Source organism: Armatimonadota bacterium (assembly GCA_017303935.1).
Classification (GTDB): domain Bacteria; phylum Armatimonadota; class Fimbriimonadia; order Fimbriimonadales; family Fimbriimonadaceae; genus JAFLBD01.
Map to the genome: position 1 here is coordinate 827,841 of JAFLBD010000001.1, position 16,512 is coordinate 844,352.

General features: G+C 53.4%; 19 protein-coding genes and 1 riboswitch. Of the genes, 3 read left to right on the top strand and 16 right to left on the bottom strand.

Features of this window, described 5'->3' with window-relative positions; translation table 11 throughout:
• Positions 1-57 precede the first annotated feature (57 nt).
• The 6 genes from J0L72_03925 to J0L72_03950 all read right to left on the bottom strand — a co-directional run bounded on the left by J0L72_03925 (position 58) and on the right by J0L72_03950 (position 5,152).
• On the bottom strand, positions 58-1,101 hold the full coding sequence (locus J0L72_03925; protein ID MBN8689925.1) for a hypothetical protein: 1,044 nt from the start codon (positions 1,099-1,101) through the stop codon (positions 58-60).
• 91 nt (positions 1,102-1,192) lie between these two features.
• Complete coding sequence (locus J0L72_03930) at positions 1,193-1,978, bottom strand: prepilin-type N-terminal cleavage/methylation domain-containing protein (GenBank protein ID MBN8689926.1); 786 nt, start codon at positions 1,976-1,978, stop codon at positions 1,193-1,195.
• A 68-nt stretch (positions 1,979-2,046) separates the two neighbouring features.
• Positions 2,047-2,154: riboswitch (TPP riboswitch) on the bottom strand.
• Between the two features lie 15 nt (positions 2,155-2,169).
• Positions 2,170-3,045, bottom strand: coding sequence for a dTDP-4-dehydrorhamnose reductase (rfbD, locus tag J0L72_03935; GenBank protein MBN8689927.1), 876 nt, complete (start codon positions 3,043-3,045; stop codon positions 2,170-2,172).
• A complete protein-coding gene (locus tag J0L72_03940) occupies positions 3,042-3,506 on the bottom strand; it encodes an EVE domain-containing protein (GenBank protein ID MBN8689928.1) in 465 nt (154 codons plus the stop codon). Before J0L72_03940 ends, rfbD begins: the two co-directional genes overlap by 4 nt.
• A 21-nt stretch (positions 3,507-3,527) precedes the next feature.
• Positions 3,528-4,736: a DUF4097 family beta strand repeat protein gene (locus tag J0L72_03945; GenBank protein ID MBN8689929.1), complete on the bottom strand. Its 1,209-nt coding sequence runs from the start codon at positions 4,734-4,736 to the stop codon at positions 3,528-3,530.
• A 20-nt stretch (positions 4,737-4,756) separates the two neighbouring features.
• Positions 4,757-5,152, bottom strand: coding sequence for a DUF2089 domain-containing protein (locus J0L72_03950; GenBank protein MBN8689930.1), 396 nt, complete (start codon positions 5,150-5,152; stop codon positions 4,757-4,759).
• 150 nt (positions 5,153-5,302) lie between these two features.
• On the opposite strand from J0L72_03950, the gene J0L72_03955 reads away from it, so the two are divergent.
• Positions 5,303-6,760, top strand: a complete 1,458-nt coding sequence (locus J0L72_03955; protein ID MBN8689931.1) for a carboxypeptidase M32 — start codon at positions 5,303-5,305, stop codon at positions 6,758-6,760.
• Here J0L72_03955 and J0L72_03960 read toward each other — a convergent pair.
• The 9 genes from J0L72_03960 to J0L72_04000 all read right to left on the bottom strand — a co-directional run bounded on the left by J0L72_03960 (position 6,748) and on the right by J0L72_04000 (position 14,020).
• Entirely contained in the window at positions 6,748-8,160 is a 1,413-nt protein-coding gene (locus J0L72_03960; GenBank protein MBN8689932.1) for a putative N-acetylmannosamine-6-phosphate 2-epimerase, read from the bottom strand. The genes J0L72_03955 and J0L72_03960 overlap by 13 nt on opposite strands.
• Complete coding sequence (locus J0L72_03965; GenBank protein MBN8689933.1) at positions 8,157-8,498, bottom strand: hypothetical protein; 342 nt, start codon at positions 8,496-8,498, stop codon at positions 8,157-8,159. The genes J0L72_03960 and J0L72_03965 overlap by 4 nt, the downstream gene beginning before the upstream one ends.
• Positions 8,499-8,553: 55 nt before the next feature.
• Positions 8,554-9,309, bottom strand: coding sequence for a cytochrome c biogenesis protein CcsA (ccsA, locus tag J0L72_03970; protein MBN8689934.1), 756 nt, complete (start codon positions 9,307-9,309; stop codon positions 8,554-8,556).
• Positions 9,310-9,345: 36 nt separating this feature from the next.
• The gene (locus J0L72_03975; GenBank protein MBN8689935.1) at positions 9,346-9,987 is read right to left on the bottom strand and encodes a heme exporter protein CcmB; all 642 of its coding nucleotides are present in this window, start codon (positions 9,985-9,987) and stop codon (positions 9,346-9,348) included.
• Positions 9,988-10,009: 22 nt separating this feature from the next.
• On the bottom strand, positions 10,010-10,552 hold the full coding sequence (locus J0L72_03980) for an ABC transporter ATP-binding protein (protein MBN8689936.1): 543 nt from the start codon (positions 10,550-10,552) through the stop codon (positions 10,010-10,012).
• A gap of 104 nt (positions 10,553-10,656) precedes the next feature.
• Complete coding sequence (locus J0L72_03985; protein MBN8689937.1) at positions 10,657-12,213, bottom strand: hypothetical protein; 1,557 nt, start codon at positions 12,211-12,213, stop codon at positions 10,657-10,659.
• 33 nt (positions 12,214-12,246) lie between these two features.
• Positions 12,247-13,089, bottom strand: a complete 843-nt coding sequence (locus tag J0L72_03990; protein MBN8689938.1) for a prepilin-type N-terminal cleavage/methylation domain-containing protein — start codon at positions 13,087-13,089, stop codon at positions 12,247-12,249.
• Complete coding sequence (locus J0L72_03995; GenBank protein MBN8689939.1) at positions 13,062-13,898, bottom strand: hypothetical protein; 837 nt, start codon at positions 13,896-13,898, stop codon at positions 13,062-13,064. The genes J0L72_03990 and J0L72_03995 overlap by 28 nt, the downstream gene beginning before the upstream one ends.
• Positions 13,850-14,020 (bottom strand): hypothetical protein, encoded by a 171-nt coding sequence (locus J0L72_04000; GenBank protein MBN8689940.1) that lies wholly within the window; start codon positions 14,018-14,020, stop codon positions 13,850-13,852. The genes J0L72_03995 and J0L72_04000 overlap by 49 nt, the downstream gene beginning before the upstream one ends.
• A 32-nt stretch (positions 14,021-14,052) precedes the next feature.
• Between J0L72_04000 and J0L72_04005 the strand changes: the two genes are divergently transcribed.
• The gene (locus tag J0L72_04005) at positions 14,053-14,499 is read left to right on the top strand and encodes an acetyl-CoA carboxylase biotin carboxyl carrier protein (GenBank protein ID MBN8689941.1); all 447 of its coding nucleotides are present in this window, start codon (positions 14,053-14,055) and stop codon (positions 14,497-14,499) included.
• Positions 14,489-15,361: a homoserine dehydrogenase gene (locus J0L72_04010; GenBank protein ID MBN8689942.1), complete on the top strand. Its 873-nt coding sequence runs from the start codon at positions 14,489-14,491 to the stop codon at positions 15,359-15,361. Before J0L72_04005 ends, J0L72_04010 begins: the two co-directional genes overlap by 11 nt.
• Here J0L72_04010 and mqnC read toward each other — a convergent pair.
• Positions 15,353-16,432 (bottom strand): dehypoxanthine futalosine cyclase, encoded by a 1,080-nt coding sequence (gene mqnC, locus J0L72_04015; GenBank protein MBN8689943.1) that lies wholly within the window; start codon positions 16,430-16,432, stop codon positions 15,353-15,355. The genes J0L72_04010 and mqnC overlap by 9 nt on opposite strands.
• Positions 16,433-16,512 lie beyond the last annotated feature (80 nt).

Here is a 16,512-nt window from a genome sequence, read left to right on the forward strand (position 1 = left end):
AGGAGGGCACTAAGCCCTCCTGCAATAATCCAAAGTGATGTTAGGAAGCCCCTTTCTCTATTGGTTTGGTTTTGCACGAGGTTTCGGAGCGGGCTTACTGGATTGCGCGCTTGGAACAGTGTACTTAAGCCGGGTCAAAGTTGAAGTCCCAGTGATCTTCCGTTCCGCGATCGGTTCAGTTTCGCCCTTGAATTCAGTGACGATTGTCCCGGTCGAATTGCTCTCGGCATAAATCGTTGAGCAAGTCTTGAGATCTAAGTCGTATCGGTACTTCAGGTCGTATTTCACCTTGAGCGCCTTGAACGGACTGTCCTTGTCCGAAAGCCCGAAGTTGCCGTTCACATACGAAACCATGTCGTTATCCAGCTTGAGCGACGCTGTGATTCGGTGGACAGGCTTGTTCCCTGCACCAGTTTTCACGCCCTCATAGACATAGGTGACGTCCAACCGTTGGTTGGCTTGCTTGTTCGATCCTGCCAGCTTTTGAGGCGCATACGACAACGTGTAGGCCCAAGTATCGCCGGGCTTGACTTCTTCTTCAGGCAACTTTGGCGAGAACTCAAACGAGCTGTCCAAGCTGCCAACGTTCAAGGCCATTCGGTAAAGCTCGCCGATGACGTTCCCCATCAAGATATCTGTGATCGTGGTCCCACCAGGGCCTTCCTGCATCATATTCAATGTGCGAGTGGGTTTCGCACCCGGCTTGGCGGGCGGCTTCACGATCTTCGCGCTGAGAAGCTCATTGATCGGAGTGGCCACGATATCAAACTTGAGTTCGCCTTCTTCCTTAACCCGGGTTTCAGGCATTTCGCCGTTTTCACCATCAATTCGGTAAGTCGCTGGGCGGATGTAGCGCATGGATGCGTTGCCATCTTCATCTACCGAATTCACCGTGTAATTGTAGGCGTACTCATAGCCAGTGGTCATCGGCAAGAAAGTCTGGAGTCCAGTCTCTCTGATTTCGACCGTCAGCAGGGCGTTCATTTTGTAGGCCGCGACTTCGCCCTTAAAGTACTTGTGAGCGAGCAAAACCGGAGCCACTGCTGGCTTGGCGGGTGTCGATTGGCCGATCAAAGCGGCGAGAAGAACAGTTGTCAACATGGCATTGGTACAGAGTTGATCAATACTCTACTTTATGATTGACGTGCAAAGTTTGAAGTCCGCAACTGTTTTGTGATCGATTGCGGCCCCATCAGTCGCAAAGCGAGTACCAAGTTCCGGTCCAAGCGTTCGGGTCTGTCGTTGTCTCGCCAGACTTGTTACCCTCGACATTGATCCGCTGAGCATCAAACTTGCCTGCAGATGTCGTGGTCCTTGCACTGCCGTCAGAGAAGATCACGGTGCCGCCGATTCCCGACCATTGACGGTAGTAGTTCCCTGGAGCTGGGCAGTCATAACCGTAGAGATTGCAGGCGTCATTGCCTGGCTTTTGCTGGAACCAAGGCATCATCTCCGTCCGCATGATTCGAGTTTCGCTTGGGAATTCGATGCTGCCAAAGTTCACATTCCGGCTGTAATCGTAAACCGATCCATTTCCAACCGAATAACCGGCGACCATCGTGTACATGCAGCTCGTGAACCTATAGCTGGTGCCATAGGCGGCATAGTAGGTCGGCTTACCTTGTAAGAAGGCAGGAATCGAGGTTCGAGACAGGTATGGCCCTCCGTTATCGAGAGGACTCTTGAAGATTTCCAGGCTCTTGATATAGGGCCGGAGTCCAACTTCGACACCTTTGTGCCGCGCATCTGATGGCGGATAAAACTCGTCGTATGCGGAGAAAATCGGCATTCCGTCGTCGTTGTCACCCACATACATCATGGTTGACATTCCGATCTGCCTAGCTTGGCTGAGGCAAGCGGTGCGCTTCGCACTTTCGCGAGCTTGCGCAAAAACTGGGAATAGAATCGCGGCGAGAATCGCGATGATGGCGATCACCACCAGCAATTCGATGAGCGTAAAGGCTTTTTGGAGTCTCATGGTCTTAAACAAAAAAGAAGGTCACCCACGTCGCACGTAAGTGACCTTCATCCATGGAGTCCGATGGAATTGGTCGCTCACCGCAATCCCTCCGTCGGTACTAGCCGAATCAGGTTCCAAGAGTTCGGCGCTTTGCCATCTCAGCCACACTTATCGTGGCTCCCCTTGCGGATACACTTCCTAACCAAATTCTACGCCGAATCTTGGCTTTGTGTCAAATTTTCGATGACTTTTTTGAGCGGCGTGCCCAAATCCGGGTCAATTTTGATCCCCAGTTCGATGAGTTTGCGATTGCAGAGCACGCTGTTCTTTGGTCTCTTTGCCGCAGTCGGATAGTCTTCTGTTCTGATTGGCTCGATCGCTACGTCAATGCCGGCAATTTCTTTGATGATTTGAGCGAACTCATACCAAGACAGGTCCGTTTGCCCGGTGGCGTGATAGATTCCGCTTGGAATTTCGATCTCGATCGCACTTGCGATCGCATCGCTCAGACCAACCGTGCTCGTTGGGCAACCGCGCTGATCATTGACGATGCGCACAGTGTTTCCAGAACCGAGCAGCCGCAGCACCGTCTTCACAAAACTCGGACCATTGCTCCCATAAAGCCAAGAGGTGCGAAAAACAACGTGAATAGGACTCGATTCGATGACTGCCAGTTCGCCTTCTAGCTTTGATTCACCATAGACGGACTTGGGATTGGTGTCGTGACTCTCGGTGTACGGTTCGGTGCTCTCACCATCAAACACGTAGTCGGTGCTGATGTGAATCAGCCGAATATTGGACATTGCACACGCCTTCGCGAGCATGCTCGGTCCGGTCGCATTGAGCTCAAAGGCTTTCTCCTTCTCGGTCTCGGCAAGATCGACTTTGGTGTACGCTGCGCAGTTGATCGCCCAATCGAACTTTCCGAATTCCTCGGCTGGGATTTTGCCGCAATCGACTGGGTTCGTGATGTCCAGCTCCGCACTCGATGGAGCAACGACGTCAAAACCGCGAGATTTCAATATTGGGACGAGATCAGAACCCAATAGCCCGGTCGCGCCAATCACGAGGATTCGCCTGTTCATTTGGAGGGATCAACCATAGCCATAACCGCATTCCACTCTTCTTCGGTGACTGGCATCACACTCAGTCGCTGACCCCGCATACAAACCGCCATTCCAGCTGTATCTGGGTTCTCACGGAGTGCGGACAATGGAATGACGCGATCAAACTTCCGCACAAAGGAGACATCGACCAGAAGCCAAGTGGGCGGATCTGTCTTGGCTTTGGGGTCGTAGTAGTCTGACTTTGGATCGTACTGAGTGTGGTCGGCGTACCCTTTGGATTCGACGCGCATCACGCCAGCAATTCCAGAAGGGACCGCGTTTGAATGATAAAAGAACGCGAGATCACCGGGTTCAAAACGATCCCGAAAGAAGTTCCGAACAGTGTAGTTCCGGCACCCTTCCCAGGCGTTTTTGACCTCGCGTTCCAGATCGTCAATCGAATAGGTGTCCGGTTCCGATTTCATCAGCCAGTACGCCATATTCGACTATTTTAGCTTGACTTACAAGGTTGCGCTTTCTCGCAGCCGAATCGTGACATCACCACTGACCGCCGAGATGTCGATTATGCCGGCACCTTCGCCGAGTTTCCCCTCGACTTTTCGGTCGGTCTGGATGACATCTTGCAACATCAGCGCAGCGGTGCAAGCCCCTTGCAAGCTACTGATTTTGGTTCGGGCACTGCTCTGATCGGGGATGGTCACCCAAATGTCGCCGCTCACTGTCGTGGCATTCAGAGTTCCTTCGATGGGCACCAAGAAGTCCAGCACAAGGTTGCCGGAAACGCCTTGAACGGAGACGGTTTTGCCGCCACAATTTTGGAACTTGATGTCGCCAGTGGTTGATCGGACATTCATCGCGCCTTGGACGTCAGCGAAATAAATGTCGCCATTTTTGTTATCGACGTTCAGCATGGTTACGGTCGCATTTTCGACGCGAATATCGCCGTCCATGTTGCCGATTTCGACAGTTCCATCTAGGTCTTCAAGGTGAATGTCGCCATTTGAAACGTGCACACGGCACGATCCTCGGGCGCCAATGACCTTGACATCACCAGAATCTGTTCGGATTTCAATCGGGCATCCCTCAGCGAGCGTAATGCTCAAATCCACCGTCGTGAACAGCTGATCGGGCTGCCGAATCATCACAAAGTGATCGCTTTCTTCGACAACGAGAGCGAATTCTGCCGCGCGTTGCTTCAAAACTTCAGGATCGCTTCCTTTGAATTTGGCATTGGCAACAACTTCAGGCGTGCCGCTGGCATCCACCTTCACTTCGATATCCCCGTTGGTAGCTTCGATTCGCAAGATCTTTCCGCTTGGAACCATCAGCGGTTGCCGAACTTCTTTCGCTTCCTGATCGAAAAATCCGATGTTGAACTTCCCTGCTTTGAATTCCGAAGCAGCCTTCTTGATGGCGTCCGCACCGCTTTTCACCCCATCTTTCAGTTGAGTTGAAACCTCGTTCCAATCCACGGTTGCGGTCACTTCGCGGCCGAGCTTCTCGATGGCATCGATCAAGCTGCCAAAAGGTGAAGAAGACGAACCGCTGGGAGGCGGCGGAGGTGGTGGTGTCGCAGTTCCTGAACTCGTTGTGGAACCTTGCTCAGATGGGTCAACATCCGCTACTTCCTGATGGCTTGTTGAGTTCATCGCATCGATCAATTCGGCAGCGTCGTCAGGCGACAGCTTGCCTTCTTGAACCAACTTCATAATCCTTGTAATATCTTCTTTCATGCTCCACCTCGAATTCGTACTTTCGCTTCTTCCACTGTGATATTGCCGCTTTCAAGCTCGTCCAGAACTTTGCGCTTCTCATCCAAGTTTTGCATTGGATCAGCGTGCTTTGCGGGCGTCAAGTCTAATGCCGCCAGGACGCCGTCCAGTCGGTTTCTCACGGTCGGATAGCTCAAACCAAGCTCCTTTTCGACGCTGCTAATCACTCCGCGACATCGCAGAAAAGCTTCTAGGAATCGACTTTGCTCTTCGTTCAGCCGAGCGAATCGCGGAACCTCGAATCGGCCCCGCATGGCAATGCCGCTTTGATCCGATTTCACTTCGCTCACATAAAGCTCTGAGCCCGTGACCGGATCGAACGCTGGCAATCGGTGCAGTTGTTCATCAGCCATAGATACTTAAGATTACTGATCGAATTCGCCCGCCGTTTCAAGAAATTTCAAAGTTAGCATTAGATTTTCGATACCGGGAGCAATGACCCATATGGAACCAGTAGACTTTTATGCAATATGGGTAGCGGACTATCAAAACTTAAATCTCGAATGGAAGATTGCAACGCCATCAACGCAGCGATTGCGATGATGGATTGGGATCAACAGTGCTTTATGCCGAAGGGTGGCGCCGAAGCACGAGCGAACCACGTGAGCTTGTTGAGCCGAATGTCGCACGAAATCTTCGTGGCTGACGAAACTCAGCGTGCTCTCGAAGATGCACAGAGCGAAGTGACTCCTGGAACGGATGATGCGGCACTGGTTCGCGTCCTTGCCCGCCACATGAAGTTGAAGACCAAGTTCCCAGCCGAACTCGTCTCCCGCAAGAGCAAGCTCTGCGCTGAAGGACACGAGGCGTGGGTGGAAGCTCGTGCGAGCAACTACTTCGTTGGATTCGCTCCACTGCTCGCTGAGCTGTTTGAAATCGCGAAGGAAGAGGCAAACTTACTTGGCTACACGAACCACATTTACGACGCCCTGATCGACATGTATGAAGAGGGTGCCACGCACGCTCAATGCGAGCAGATGTTCTCGACATTGCGCGCTCCGACGGTGGACTTGGTGGCAAAGATCAAGGCTTCTCCGGCTCAGCCGGACGATTCCCCACTCTATGGTGATTGGGACAAGGAGGTTCAGCGCAAGTTCACCGAATACCTCCTTCACTCGATTGGCTTCGATTTGAATCGTGGGCGACAAGACACCGCGCCTCATCCGTTCTGCACTGGGTGGAGCGTCGGCGATATCCGGTTGACGACACGGTTTAAGGACTATCTCCCGAGCGCAATCTTTGGCACGATGCACGAAGCAGGCCACGGGATGTATGAGCAAGGTAGCCCGATGGAGTGGGATCGCACGGCTCTTGCAGGCGGCGTTTCGCTCGGCGTTCACGAAAGCCAAAGCCGGCTTTGGGAGAATATCGTCGGCCGGTCGCCGGCGTTCATTGAGTGGATGTATCCTGAGTTTGTCAAGGCATATCCAGCGATGGCGGCGTTCACTCCAGATCAGCTGTATAAGATGATCAACAAGGTGGAGCCAAGCTTTATTCGGGTCGAAGCGGATGAAGTCACTTACAACCTGCACGTCATGGTGAGATTTGAAGTGGAATCCGCCATCTTGGAAGGCAAACTCGCGGTCAAGGACTTGCCTGAATATTGGAACTCGAAGTACACCGAGTACTTGGGCGTAACTCCAAAGAACGACGCCGAAGGATGTCTGCAAGACGTTCACTGGTCGATGGGTTCGATCGGCTATTTCCCAACCTACACTATGGGCAATCTGCTCAGCGCGCAGATTTGGAACAAGCTGGTTGCCGACCTTGGAGACACCGACGCTCTGATCCGCCAAGGCAATTTTGCACCGATTCTAGGCTGGTTGAAGGAAAAGGTCTACAGCAAGGGTAGCAAGTATCCGCCACAAGAACTGATTCAGATGGTGACCGGAAAGCCGATGGCAGCGGACGATTACGTCCCGATGATCACCAAGAAGTATTCGGCCATCTACGAAATCTGAGGTGGGAACAAAGCCAGGCATGCGGCGCCGATAATTCCGGCGTCGCTGCCATAAGGCGATCGAATCGCGCCATCGAGTACGAGCCAGTCCGCCAATCCTACGCCACCCGCTAGAACTATCTCGTCGGGTAAGACAATCGCCTTGATGAGATCTAGCGCGGACTTTGCCGCCTCAGTCGCAGTGGCTTTCTGGGATTCGGTCGGGTTCGGTGTCAGTGCTGCACCGCCGAGCTGGTCCTCAAACGATTGTTCGCCAAACTGCAGGTCATTGATCCGGGCGTATTCGCCATGAGGCCCCATCATGATTCTGCCGCGATCCACCACCCCGCACCCGACTCCGGTGCCGAGCGCCAAGGTGGCAACGCGCTTCCCAGCAAACTGGGGATGCTGGGCATGCCCCCACGCGGTGGCCAAGCCATCATTGAGTGCGTAAGACTTGATCCGATCGAATTCAAAGTTCGTGCCCAGATGGTCTGGGATCAGCGGCTTTGTCTCGACAACAGTGTTCGTAGCTGGGTCAATGGTGCCCCCAGACGAAACTCCGACCACGTTGCATCGATGCGCCACGCAGAAATCGTGAATCATCTTCAAGCGCTGTGAGCGCGACTCTGGCAATTCGTGCCTTTCGTGGGACGTGATCGTGAGATTTCTGTCGACGACCGCCAGCCGCATCCACGTTCCCCCGATATCCACCGCAGCGACGTGGGAGTGCCTGGCGCCAGCCGAGTTTACAAATGCTGCAGTTTGCTTGACAGGATCGTTCAAAGCACCGCCAATAACCACGGCAGACGCTCCAATCTGAAGAGCGGCGCGTGCCTGCCAAGGCTCATTGAATCGCCCTTCTGCGATCACGACTCCTGGTCCAAATTCGTCACAAAGCTCTCTTAATAGAGCCAAGTCCGGACCATTAGTCGCCGGCCGTGCTGGAGTGTATCCAGCAAGCGTTGTCCCGATCAGATCCGCACCGCAATGCCTTGCAAACCGCGCGGACTCCAGGCTGTCGCAATCTGCCATAGCCAGTCTTCCCGCTGAATGGATAAGTTCGATCAGATAGCCAAGCGACGATCCATCGGGACGAAGTCGGTCGGTGCCATCGAGCGCAATCACCTCGCATCCGAGGGCGATGAGCGCTTTGACTTCGACTTCCGTCGGGGTGATGTAAACCGGGTTTTGGCCGTATTCCCGCTTTATCAAACCGATGATCGGCGCATCAAAACGCGATTTGAACGCACGGATGGTGTCTTCGCCTTGAGCTCTTAAGACTCGGACGCCATTCTGTAGCGAAGCTTGCGCCAACCGATAGAGGGTCTCGACGTCTTCAAGTGGTGACCCCGGTGATGCTTGCACGCTCGCCACGATGGGCGATTGCGACACCAAATCGAGAAATTTCTCGTGGTTCATTTTCGATAAGTCGGGAGGTCCATGTCGCGAAGTTCAAGCGTGACCACGACTTTGTTTCCACGCTCTCGCTCGACGTATTCCTTCGCGACCGCGTAAAGTTGGTCGGCCATACTTCTGCGAAGATCGTCTGGGCGTCCTTCCATGATGGCGACATTGACGTGGACGAACTCATCCGGCGCCCCGGAGCCTAGCTCCCACACCGAGTGCTCGACGAACCTTCCCTTCACTGCGGCGGGATCGACAGTTTCGCAGTCTGAGAGCGCACGAACCAGCCGCTGCAGCAACTCACGAGGATTTGCCAGCGTCTTGCTCGATGATTCCACGACGATGTGCGGCATCTACTTCTTGTCCGCTTCCATCTGATCCAATCGACTTTCGGCTTGTTTCAGTTTCTTATCGACGGTCTGCAGGTACCACCACAGGGCCCCGAACACCATCAGCGGAGGAAGTCCCGCCGCCAGTTTCCATAGTTCCATTTAGTTTTAGAATCCTCCTCAGGAGTGTCAAAGTGCGAATCTCGCGGTCAAAAACGATCAAAGTTGCAAGCGTAACGGCAGCAAAAGCGACGAGCAATACATTTCGGTAGTTCGAGTCTAAGCTTCCTTGAGAGACTGTTGTGGATGGGTGGAAGCTCGACTGAACCACATGCGGAAGTCTTGGGTAGACGAACACCAGGAACAAAATCGGAATGAGCGTGATGGCGGCGTAACCCGCATGGGCTATGGCGCGCTTGTCTGGTTCGTCGAAGCTCCGCCGCAGAATCAATCCAGCAAAGAGCATCAGAGTTACGAGAAGAAATGATGTTTGCCGTGGATCCCACTGCCAAAACGCTCCCCATTGTGCACGGCTAAAAATTATGCCGGTCGTCAATGCGAGAACGCAGAGCACGGTGGCGATATTCCACGCTGATTCTAATCGGATGTCAAACCGCTCGCCCTTGCATCCCAAGTATCGGATGGCGTGATATGCCGCAACTAGAATGAAAATAGAGCCTAGAATCGCGCTGGAAAGGTGAAAAAAGATGATCCTAGCGAGTTCAGGATTTGGGAAGATCGCGGCCCGCGGCGCGGCAAGAGAGAGTACGATGGAAACAACACCTAGCAGTCCTGCCAAGGCGATTGTTGCTGGGGATCGAAGCAGATTCTTCATTCGGCAACTTCCTTCTGTATGGAACCTTATTTGGGGCTAATCCTGCTTGCCCGGATACAGCTTCCAGAGCACTTTGCTCAAGGGCGGACCAAAAGTCACCATTGCAATCGCAAATCCGAGCAGCGCGACGAGGTTTTGAATTCCACCGCTCACGGATCCCTCTCCAAGGGCAGGCCGAATCGCGCCAATGCTGATCGCGATTTGGGGCAAAACGAGCGGCAGCGCAATGACGGTAGTGAGCAACCACCTGCTACTTGCTCCCAGGGCGATCGAGCCGCACAAAGAAAGCGAGACTCCCAGCGCGATCGCTTCGAGCAAAGTCGCTCCGAAGTAGAGCGGATAGTTGACCACTTGGACCTTGGTGAAAACGGAATACAGGAGCGCGAGCACAAGTCCGTTGAGCACCATTTGCACCGTGCAGTAGGCAGCCTTCCCTAGCCAGATCGCTTCCGGCTTGGCAATCAATCGCAAGAAGTCGAAGGTTTGCTGCTCCTCCTCTGCCATGAACACTCGGGGGAGGGTGACGGTCGCGGCGAAAACCAATACGATCGTCAGCATTCCCGCATGCTGTGTTGGCGTGGGATTCTGGTTGAACGTGCTGAAGGCGATCGCCACAATGCTCGAAAGTCCAAAAAGCGCCGATGATAGCCAAGCACTTTGATTTCGAATTTCTGCCAAAAATTCTTTGGCGAAAAGCGCTCTAAAGTGCGAGGACATGTGTCGCTAACTCCAATTCTTGCGGGTCGTTGGTGGCGATGATACAGGCTCCATGTTCGCGCTGATTTTCGACGAGTTGCTTGACCACTGCTCGGCCGCTCTCATCGAGGCTCGCACCTGGCTCGTCCAAAAAGAGGCACTTCGGGTTTGATTGAATGGCTAGAGCCAACTTAATCCTAGCTCGCATCCCACTCGAAAATGCTTTCACTTGCTTTGCCGGGTCCACCTGCAGGCCGACTTGGTCCAGCAACGAGTCGGTTCGTGGTTCGCAATTGCGCAACGATGCCGCGAGGAGGAGGTGTTCTTGCGCGGAGAGGGTGGGATATAGGGCGAGGTCCAGCGCACAGTAACCTGCCTCAATGTGAGGGTCAAATTCTCGGTTGATCGAGCCTTCGCTGGGTTGCACCAATCCGCAGAGGAGTTTGACAAGAGTGCTCTTCCCTGCACCGTTGATTCCGGTGATCACCAAAGTCTGGCCCGTCGAAACAGTAAATGAAAGGCCTCGAAAGAGCCATCGGCCACTCAAATGTTTCCCGAGATTGACCGCCTCCAGCATCAACCTTAAGTATGACGCAAAAAGCCCTGAGGTCACATTTTGTGAACTCAGGGCCGAGGTAACTGAAGTGCCGATTACTTAAGCGTCAACCACTCGGTCAACTTCGAAGGATTGAACGGAGATCGAACTCCCGCTGGGACCAGCGAGACATTGATCTGTGTTAGAAGTCCTGGATCAAAGTCGCCTGCGCTTGCTGCGTCAGGTTCGTACCGAACCACGAAGCTGTTGTTGGTTTCGACTTCAATGTCTTTGTACGCCAAGATCATGCCGTTCAACTCAGGAGATTTTTTGATCTTCATTCCGCCCTTTGCAGCGTAAATCAGACCCGTTGTCGCCGTCGTTTCGTGCTGATAGTCGATCGCGTCATCAGCGGTATTGACCGAGATCAACGCCGAGTTTTGTAGAACTTTTGATCGTGTTGGATAAGGACTGCCGTTCGTGTCGAGTTTGTACTCGCCGGGATGCTTACCGATGTATTTTCCGTTGACAACGAGAGTTACTCCAAGATTCATCAGCTGTCCGACGTTTTTGACATTGCCGCTCACGTAGACAATGTTTTCTGTCGGATTTGAACTTGTCGGCACCAACCGCAAGAGGTCGCCGGCAGTCACTTCAAGATCACCATCAATATAAGCCGGTGTTTCGATAACCTTCCAGCCATCGCCCGGGCGACCTGACATAGTGTTCGATTTCAATCCACCGTTAAAGCGGTACGCGCTTGGTTTGGTCGTGGTGGTGCGCCAGTTGTTTGTCCAGAGGTCAACCTTTGCGCTATTGGCAAATCCAACGTCTTGGGCGAGTTTGACGACTGAGTTTGCGGCGACGTTTGGCAACCCTGGAGTGCTTGAAACTACGGGAGTTCGGTAGTTGATGGTGCCGTTAGCGTTACCAATTCCGGCGTCGCTGACCGTCCAATCAAAACTGCGCGCAGGCGTCATCATCAATCCCTGCGTGTCCATCACATTGGGGCTTCTATTTGTTGACTTCGTACCGTTCGGATCCCATTGGATGCCACCATTACCGATCACGTGTCCCTTCAGTCCGTCAGGGCTAAAGGTTCGGAATCCGCCACTAGTCTTCATGATCACTTTGCCATTGGCGACCACAGCTCCAGCCGGGAATGTGATTTTGTCCGCTGGAGGTGCCTGGTTGATAATGTTGGTGATCGACTGAAGGTTATATTCCATCACAGCCAAAAACTTTGCTTGCTTACGCGAAACAACGCCATATTGGCTTGTCCCGGTGCCTTCCAGAACGAAGGTGTAATTGATGCGACGAACAGGAGGGCTATTCCCGACATCAGCGATGTTCCTCGTCATGCTCACCACGCGCGCCGTATAGCTGCCAAGCACAATGCTTCCGCTCCGAGACTCGCCAGAAAGTGAACCGTTCGAGATCGAGAACGGATAGGTTTGGTCCGCCCACATCTGCGCGCGGATTCGATCATACAGATCGTTCACCGCCGATTCTGCCAACAGGTCAGCTTGTGATTTTGACGCAGTTCGGTCGGAGTGCTTGTCGCTCTGCATCGTGGACGAGGCCACATACATGCTTACTCCAGCGAAACTGATCATAAAGAGCATCACTGCTGGAGTGCTCATTCCGAGTCGCTTTCCAAATTTCTTCTTCATAGTAATTTCTGCCAAGCTCAATCTGAGCGAGTGTTATCGGTTTCTAAGTGATGCGATTGATTTCAGAACAATGATTTTTGATCGATCCGCTTGTCGAGCATCTTTCCAAACGGGTTCAACTTCGAGTTTCACCATCACGCTGGACGCTGCATTGCCCCCACTGGAATTCGCGGTGATATTGGGACTGATCGGATAAGACACGTCCATCGTCACCCCACCCTTCATCGCGTAGGTGATATTGATGATTTGACCGTTTCGAGTGGCGTATCCGTCTGCCAATCGATCCGAACCTCCAACTACCGCGGTAATCGGGAAATTAGCTGTAGGCGAGAGTGGCAATGTTCTGAGGGTGTAACTCTTGGTCCACCAATCTCCCCAGAACGTATCGATCGCGCCATATTCGAGGCTGATCGACCGAACATTTTCTGCCACTGTGTCTACAAGCTGAGAATTGCTCATGACACCACCGGTGATCGTGCCTTGGTACAGCCGCAAGACATTTGGGCCCGTGACGCCAGCCTGAGCTTCACGCCGGTAGATCACGTAGTCAAAGTTGCCGCCAGTTCTAGGAATTCGGAGCACGAGCGTACTATTGCCGTCGGTACCCCAATTGACCCCTGCCGGGCTCTTCCCTTGGACCAAAACCATGTCCGCACGAGTGATGTCTTGAACTATTGAGCTAAATGCGCGGCGTTCCTTGGCAAACACGTTCACGTTGCTATCGGACTTGTTTGCCAGCCGAGTTGCCTGCAAAGTCAGATTCACCAAAAAGATCACCAACATCGTGGAGATCACCATGGCAACGCTGATTTCGATCAGCGTAAATCCACGCGCCTTACTGTTGCGGCTTAGAGTCCGAGTACGGTGAGTGCCCATTTTTCTCCCACATCTCCATAGGTATAGCCAGGATCCGATGATCCTCCAGTGCTTCCGCCAGTTGTGCCACCTGTAGTTCCGCCGGTGCTGCCACCAGTCGAACCTCCAGTGCTACCCCCGGTTGAGCCGCCGGTCGTTCCACCGGTAGTTCCCCCAGTGCTGCCGCCGGTCGTTCCACCAGTAGTTCCTCCGGTGCTGCCACCTGTCGAACCGCCAGTTGTTGTGCCCGGATTAGACCCGCCGGTTGATCCACCCGTCGTTGTTGGTGCTGGTGGTGGCGGTGGTGGTGGAGGCGGCGGTGGCGGTGGGACGTAGAAGTACTGATCCCACGATCCGCCAGAAGTTCCAAAATCGCCATAGGCATCGCGTGTGACCAGAGCTGCAAGAACTACTTCTGATTCTGGGCTCGCGATTCGCTCTTTAGATTGCGATCGCCAGGTGACGCGCACCGAAACCCGTTGCATTCGAGGATTGTTTTGGACCGCGGCGACAGTGTATTGCCCGGTCATAGAGATGCCGTTTGCACCTCCAGGAAACTGATTCAGAACATCCGCGCCAATGGTGAAGGCGGTTCCTGCCGAATACGTGCGGTTCCCTGGCGAGGCAATGATCAGCTTCTCCAATTGCTGCCTTGCCGCAGCCATCGCTACAGTTCGGGCCTCGGATTGGTTGCCAATCTTGTGCGATTTGCCAAGTACCGACATCACCGAAATTCCCATGATTCCCAGGCAGAAAATTCCGATGACTGACTCAAGTAGAGTCAACCCTTGGATTGATCGTCGCTGGATTCTGATCTTCGCGCCTTCCATAGTGCCTTTCTTAGATCGGTCATGTGGACCTTCAAGATCACCGTGGAAAACACCAGATTTGCATCCGGACACCTTCGATCCCAAAATCCCGTCACACCGACTCCAACAGGTTCATTCCACATCAGCCGCGTTCGTGCATAATAAATTTGTGGCGATGAACGACAAAATTGACCAGCTGGCAGACCTGATCAAGGAATTTGGGCTCGAAAAAGCTAAGATGAGCGGCGAAGATTGGAGCGTAGAATTCTCGAAAAATGCTCCTGCTGAAGGCGTCGTCGCAATGGCTCCTGCTGCAGGTGCGGCATCGCCGACTCCGACCTCTGACGCTGGAAAGAAGCCGGCTGCAGATTCTACGCCTGCGTCCAAGGGCACTCCGATCAATTCGCCAATGATGGGCATTTTTTACAGCTCGCCATCTCCGGGCTCTCCGGCGTTCGTGAAGGAAGGCGATTCCGTCAGCGTTGGACAAGTTGTCGGTCTCATTGAGGCGATGAAAGTTTTTAACGAGATCGTGAGCCCGATTGCGGGAACCGTGAGTTCCATGCCTGCCGAAAGTGGCGCACTCGTACACCCTGGCGACGCGTTGATTTATGTCGAGTAGACGAGTCGGAATGCTCGGCTACGGCACCGTCGGCAAGGCGGTGCATGCCAATTTTCCTCCTCTAAGTTCTGGATTTGAGCTGACGGCGATTGGAGTCAGAAATCCTGAGCGGTTTTCAGGCGGTCTTTTCACAAGCGATTTACACTCAGTCGTGACAGGCTGCGACATCCTAATTGAGGTCATCGGTGGGATCGACCCTGCTCTCGAACTGATCTTGGCGGCGCTGGCGAACAATCAGCCTGTAATTACTGCGAACAAAATGCTGGTTGCGAATCAATGGCCCACGCTAAGGCGATTCGGATCATTGCTTCGATTTGAAGCGGCGGTTGCAGCAGCGATTCCAGTGGTATCGAACCTTAAGCAACTCGCAAGGGTGAATCGCATCGACAAAATCGAAGGGATTCTGAATGGAACCACCAACTTCATTCTCCAGCAGATGATGAGTGAAGATTTCGATTCGGCTCTAACAAAAGCCCAAGAACTCGGTTACGCTGAAGCCGACCCCACGAGCGATGTTGATGGTTGGGATGCCGCCTACAAGATCGCGATTCTGGCCGGAATCGTCACCGGACGTGCTCCAGAAGTTTCTCAGTTCAAAGTGGAGGGAATCCGGTCAATCACTCCCGATCAAGTGCGCAGCAATACAATCAAATTGATCGCCAGCTGGGACCGAGAGCATGGCGCAAGGGTGAGCCCGCAAACCCTGCTACCAGAACATCCGCTCGCCGCTGTGAACGGCACCCAAAACGCCGTGACCATCACAGGGACACCATGTGGCCCAATCACCTTGATGGGTACGGGGGCTGGCGGCGACGCGACGGCGAGCGCTATCCTCCTCGACCTGATGAGCCTTTCAGATTAGTTCGTATCGCGTGTTACGCCGGTGCGGTTCGTACTGCGCGTCTCGAATCAACCGTTCAAACTCTTCTGCGCTCAAAATGAACTTGTTCCCTGCCGCGGACACCACGTTTTCCTCGATCATGATTGATCCGAAGTCGTTTGCTCCGTAGTTCAATGCGGCCTGAGCGATCTTCGGACCTTGGGTCAAGATCGAAACTTGTAGATTCTGGAAGTTATCGAGGAAGATTCTCGAAACGGCCACAGTTCGTAAGTAGTCAGCACCGCTTGCCTTCACTGGGATCGGCAAATTTGTATCTTCAGGCTGGAAGTTCCAGGTCACAAACGCGCGGAACGGCTGGCATTCGTCTTGTAACGCCCGGATTCTGCCCAAATGCTCAACGCGATCTTCTAACGTCTCGACGTGGCCGAACATCATCGACGCTGTACTTCGAATTCCGAGTTCTGCAGCAGTGCGCATGCATGCCAGCCATTCGTCGGTCGTGTCTTTGTATGGAGCAATGATCTTTCGTACTCGGTCGACCAAAATCTCGCCGCCTGCGCCGGGGATAGAGTGGAGTCCGGCTTCTTTCAATCGCTCTAAGCACTCCTTGAGCGAAATCTTGCTGATGTGGGCAATGTAGATGATCTCCGCTGGGCTAAGAGCATGCAAAATCACGTTCGGATACTTCGCCATGACCAAGCGGAAGATCTCTTCGTAGTAGTCGATCTTCAGTTTTGGATTCAGTCCACCTTGGAACAGAATCTCGACACCACCCTTTTCAACGGTGTCGCCGACCTTTTCGAGGATCTCTTCATTGGTGAGGGTGTAGCCCTCTTCGTGGTTTGGAACGCGATAGAACGCGCAGAATTTGCACCGGACCCAGCAGACATTGGTGTAGTTCAAGATTCGTCCGATGATGTAGGTCACCGTACGGCCGGGCACTGATTGCTGACGACGAAAATTCGCCATTGCCGACAGCTCGATCAGGTTCGGATGGTGGAACAATGCAAGCGCGTCTTCTTCAGAGATTCGCTCGCCCGCATAGACCTTTTCACTGATTCGTTCGATGACGCTGGACTCGGTGAACACCATGCGACGATTTTACCCAACTTTCAAATTTTCCTGAAAGTTCATAGTGAGGGCAAGAAAAATGGCGGCACCACATCCTATGG

Excerpts from the sequence above, each read along its gene's own strand:
- J0L72_03925 (MBN8689925.1), bottom strand. The coding sequence starts at position 1,101 with ATGTTGACAACTGTTCTTCTCGCCGCTTTGATCGGCCAATCGACACCC.
- J0L72_03930 (MBN8689926.1), bottom strand. The coding sequence starts at position 1,978 with ATGAGACTCCAAAAAGCCTTTACGCTCATCGAATTGCTGGTGGTGATC.
- rfbD (MBN8689927.1), bottom strand. The coding sequence starts at position 3,045 with ATGAACAGGCGAATCCTCGTGATTGGCGCGACCGGGCTATTGGGTTCT.
- J0L72_03940 (MBN8689928.1), bottom strand. The coding sequence starts at position 3,506 with ATGGCGTACTGGCTGATGAAATCGGAACCGGACACCTATTCGATTGAC.
- J0L72_03945 (MBN8689929.1), bottom strand. The coding sequence starts at position 4,736 with ATGAAGTTGGTTCAAGAAGGCAAGCTGTCGCCTGACGACGCTGCCGAA.
- J0L72_03950 (MBN8689930.1), bottom strand. The coding sequence starts at position 5,152 with ATGGCTGATGAACAACTGCACCGATTGCCAGCGTTCGATCCGGTCACG.
- J0L72_03955 (MBN8689931.1), top strand. The coding sequence starts at position 5,303 with ATGGAAGATTGCAACGCCATCAACGCAGCGATTGCGATGATGGATTGG.
- J0L72_03960 (MBN8689932.1), bottom strand. The coding sequence starts at position 8,160 with ATGAACCACGAGAAATTTCTCGATTTGGTGTCGCAATCGCCCATCGTG.
- J0L72_03965 (MBN8689933.1), bottom strand. The coding sequence starts at position 8,498 with ATGCCGCACATCGTCGTGGAATCATCGAGCAAGACGCTGGCAAATCCT.
- ccsA (MBN8689934.1), bottom strand. The coding sequence starts at position 9,309 with ATGAAGAATCTGCTTCGATCCCCAGCAACAATCGCCTTGGCAGGACTG.
- J0L72_03985 (MBN8689937.1), bottom strand. The coding sequence starts at position 12,213 with ATGAAGAAGAAATTTGGAAAGCGACTCGGAATGAGCACTCCAGCAGTG.
- J0L72_03990 (MBN8689938.1), bottom strand. The coding sequence starts at position 13,089 with ATGGGCACTCACCGTACTCGGACTCTAAGCCGCAACAGTAAGGCGCGT.
- J0L72_03995 (MBN8689939.1), bottom strand. The coding sequence starts at position 13,898 with ATGGAAGGCGCGAAGATCAGAATCCAGCGACGATCAATCCAAGGGTTG.
- J0L72_04000 (MBN8689940.1), bottom strand. The coding sequence starts at position 14,020 with ATGTGGAATGAACCTGTTGGAGTCGGTGTGACGGGATTTTGGGATCGA.
- J0L72_04005 (MBN8689941.1), top strand. The coding sequence starts at position 14,053 with ATGAACGACAAAATTGACCAGCTGGCAGACCTGATCAAGGAATTTGGG.
- J0L72_04010 (MBN8689942.1), top strand. The coding sequence starts at position 14,489 with ATGTCGAGTAGACGAGTCGGAATGCTCGGCTACGGCACCGTCGGCAAG.
- mqnC (MBN8689943.1), bottom strand. The coding sequence starts at position 16,432 with ATGGTGTTCACCGAGTCCAGCGTCATCGAACGAATCAGTGAAAAGGTC.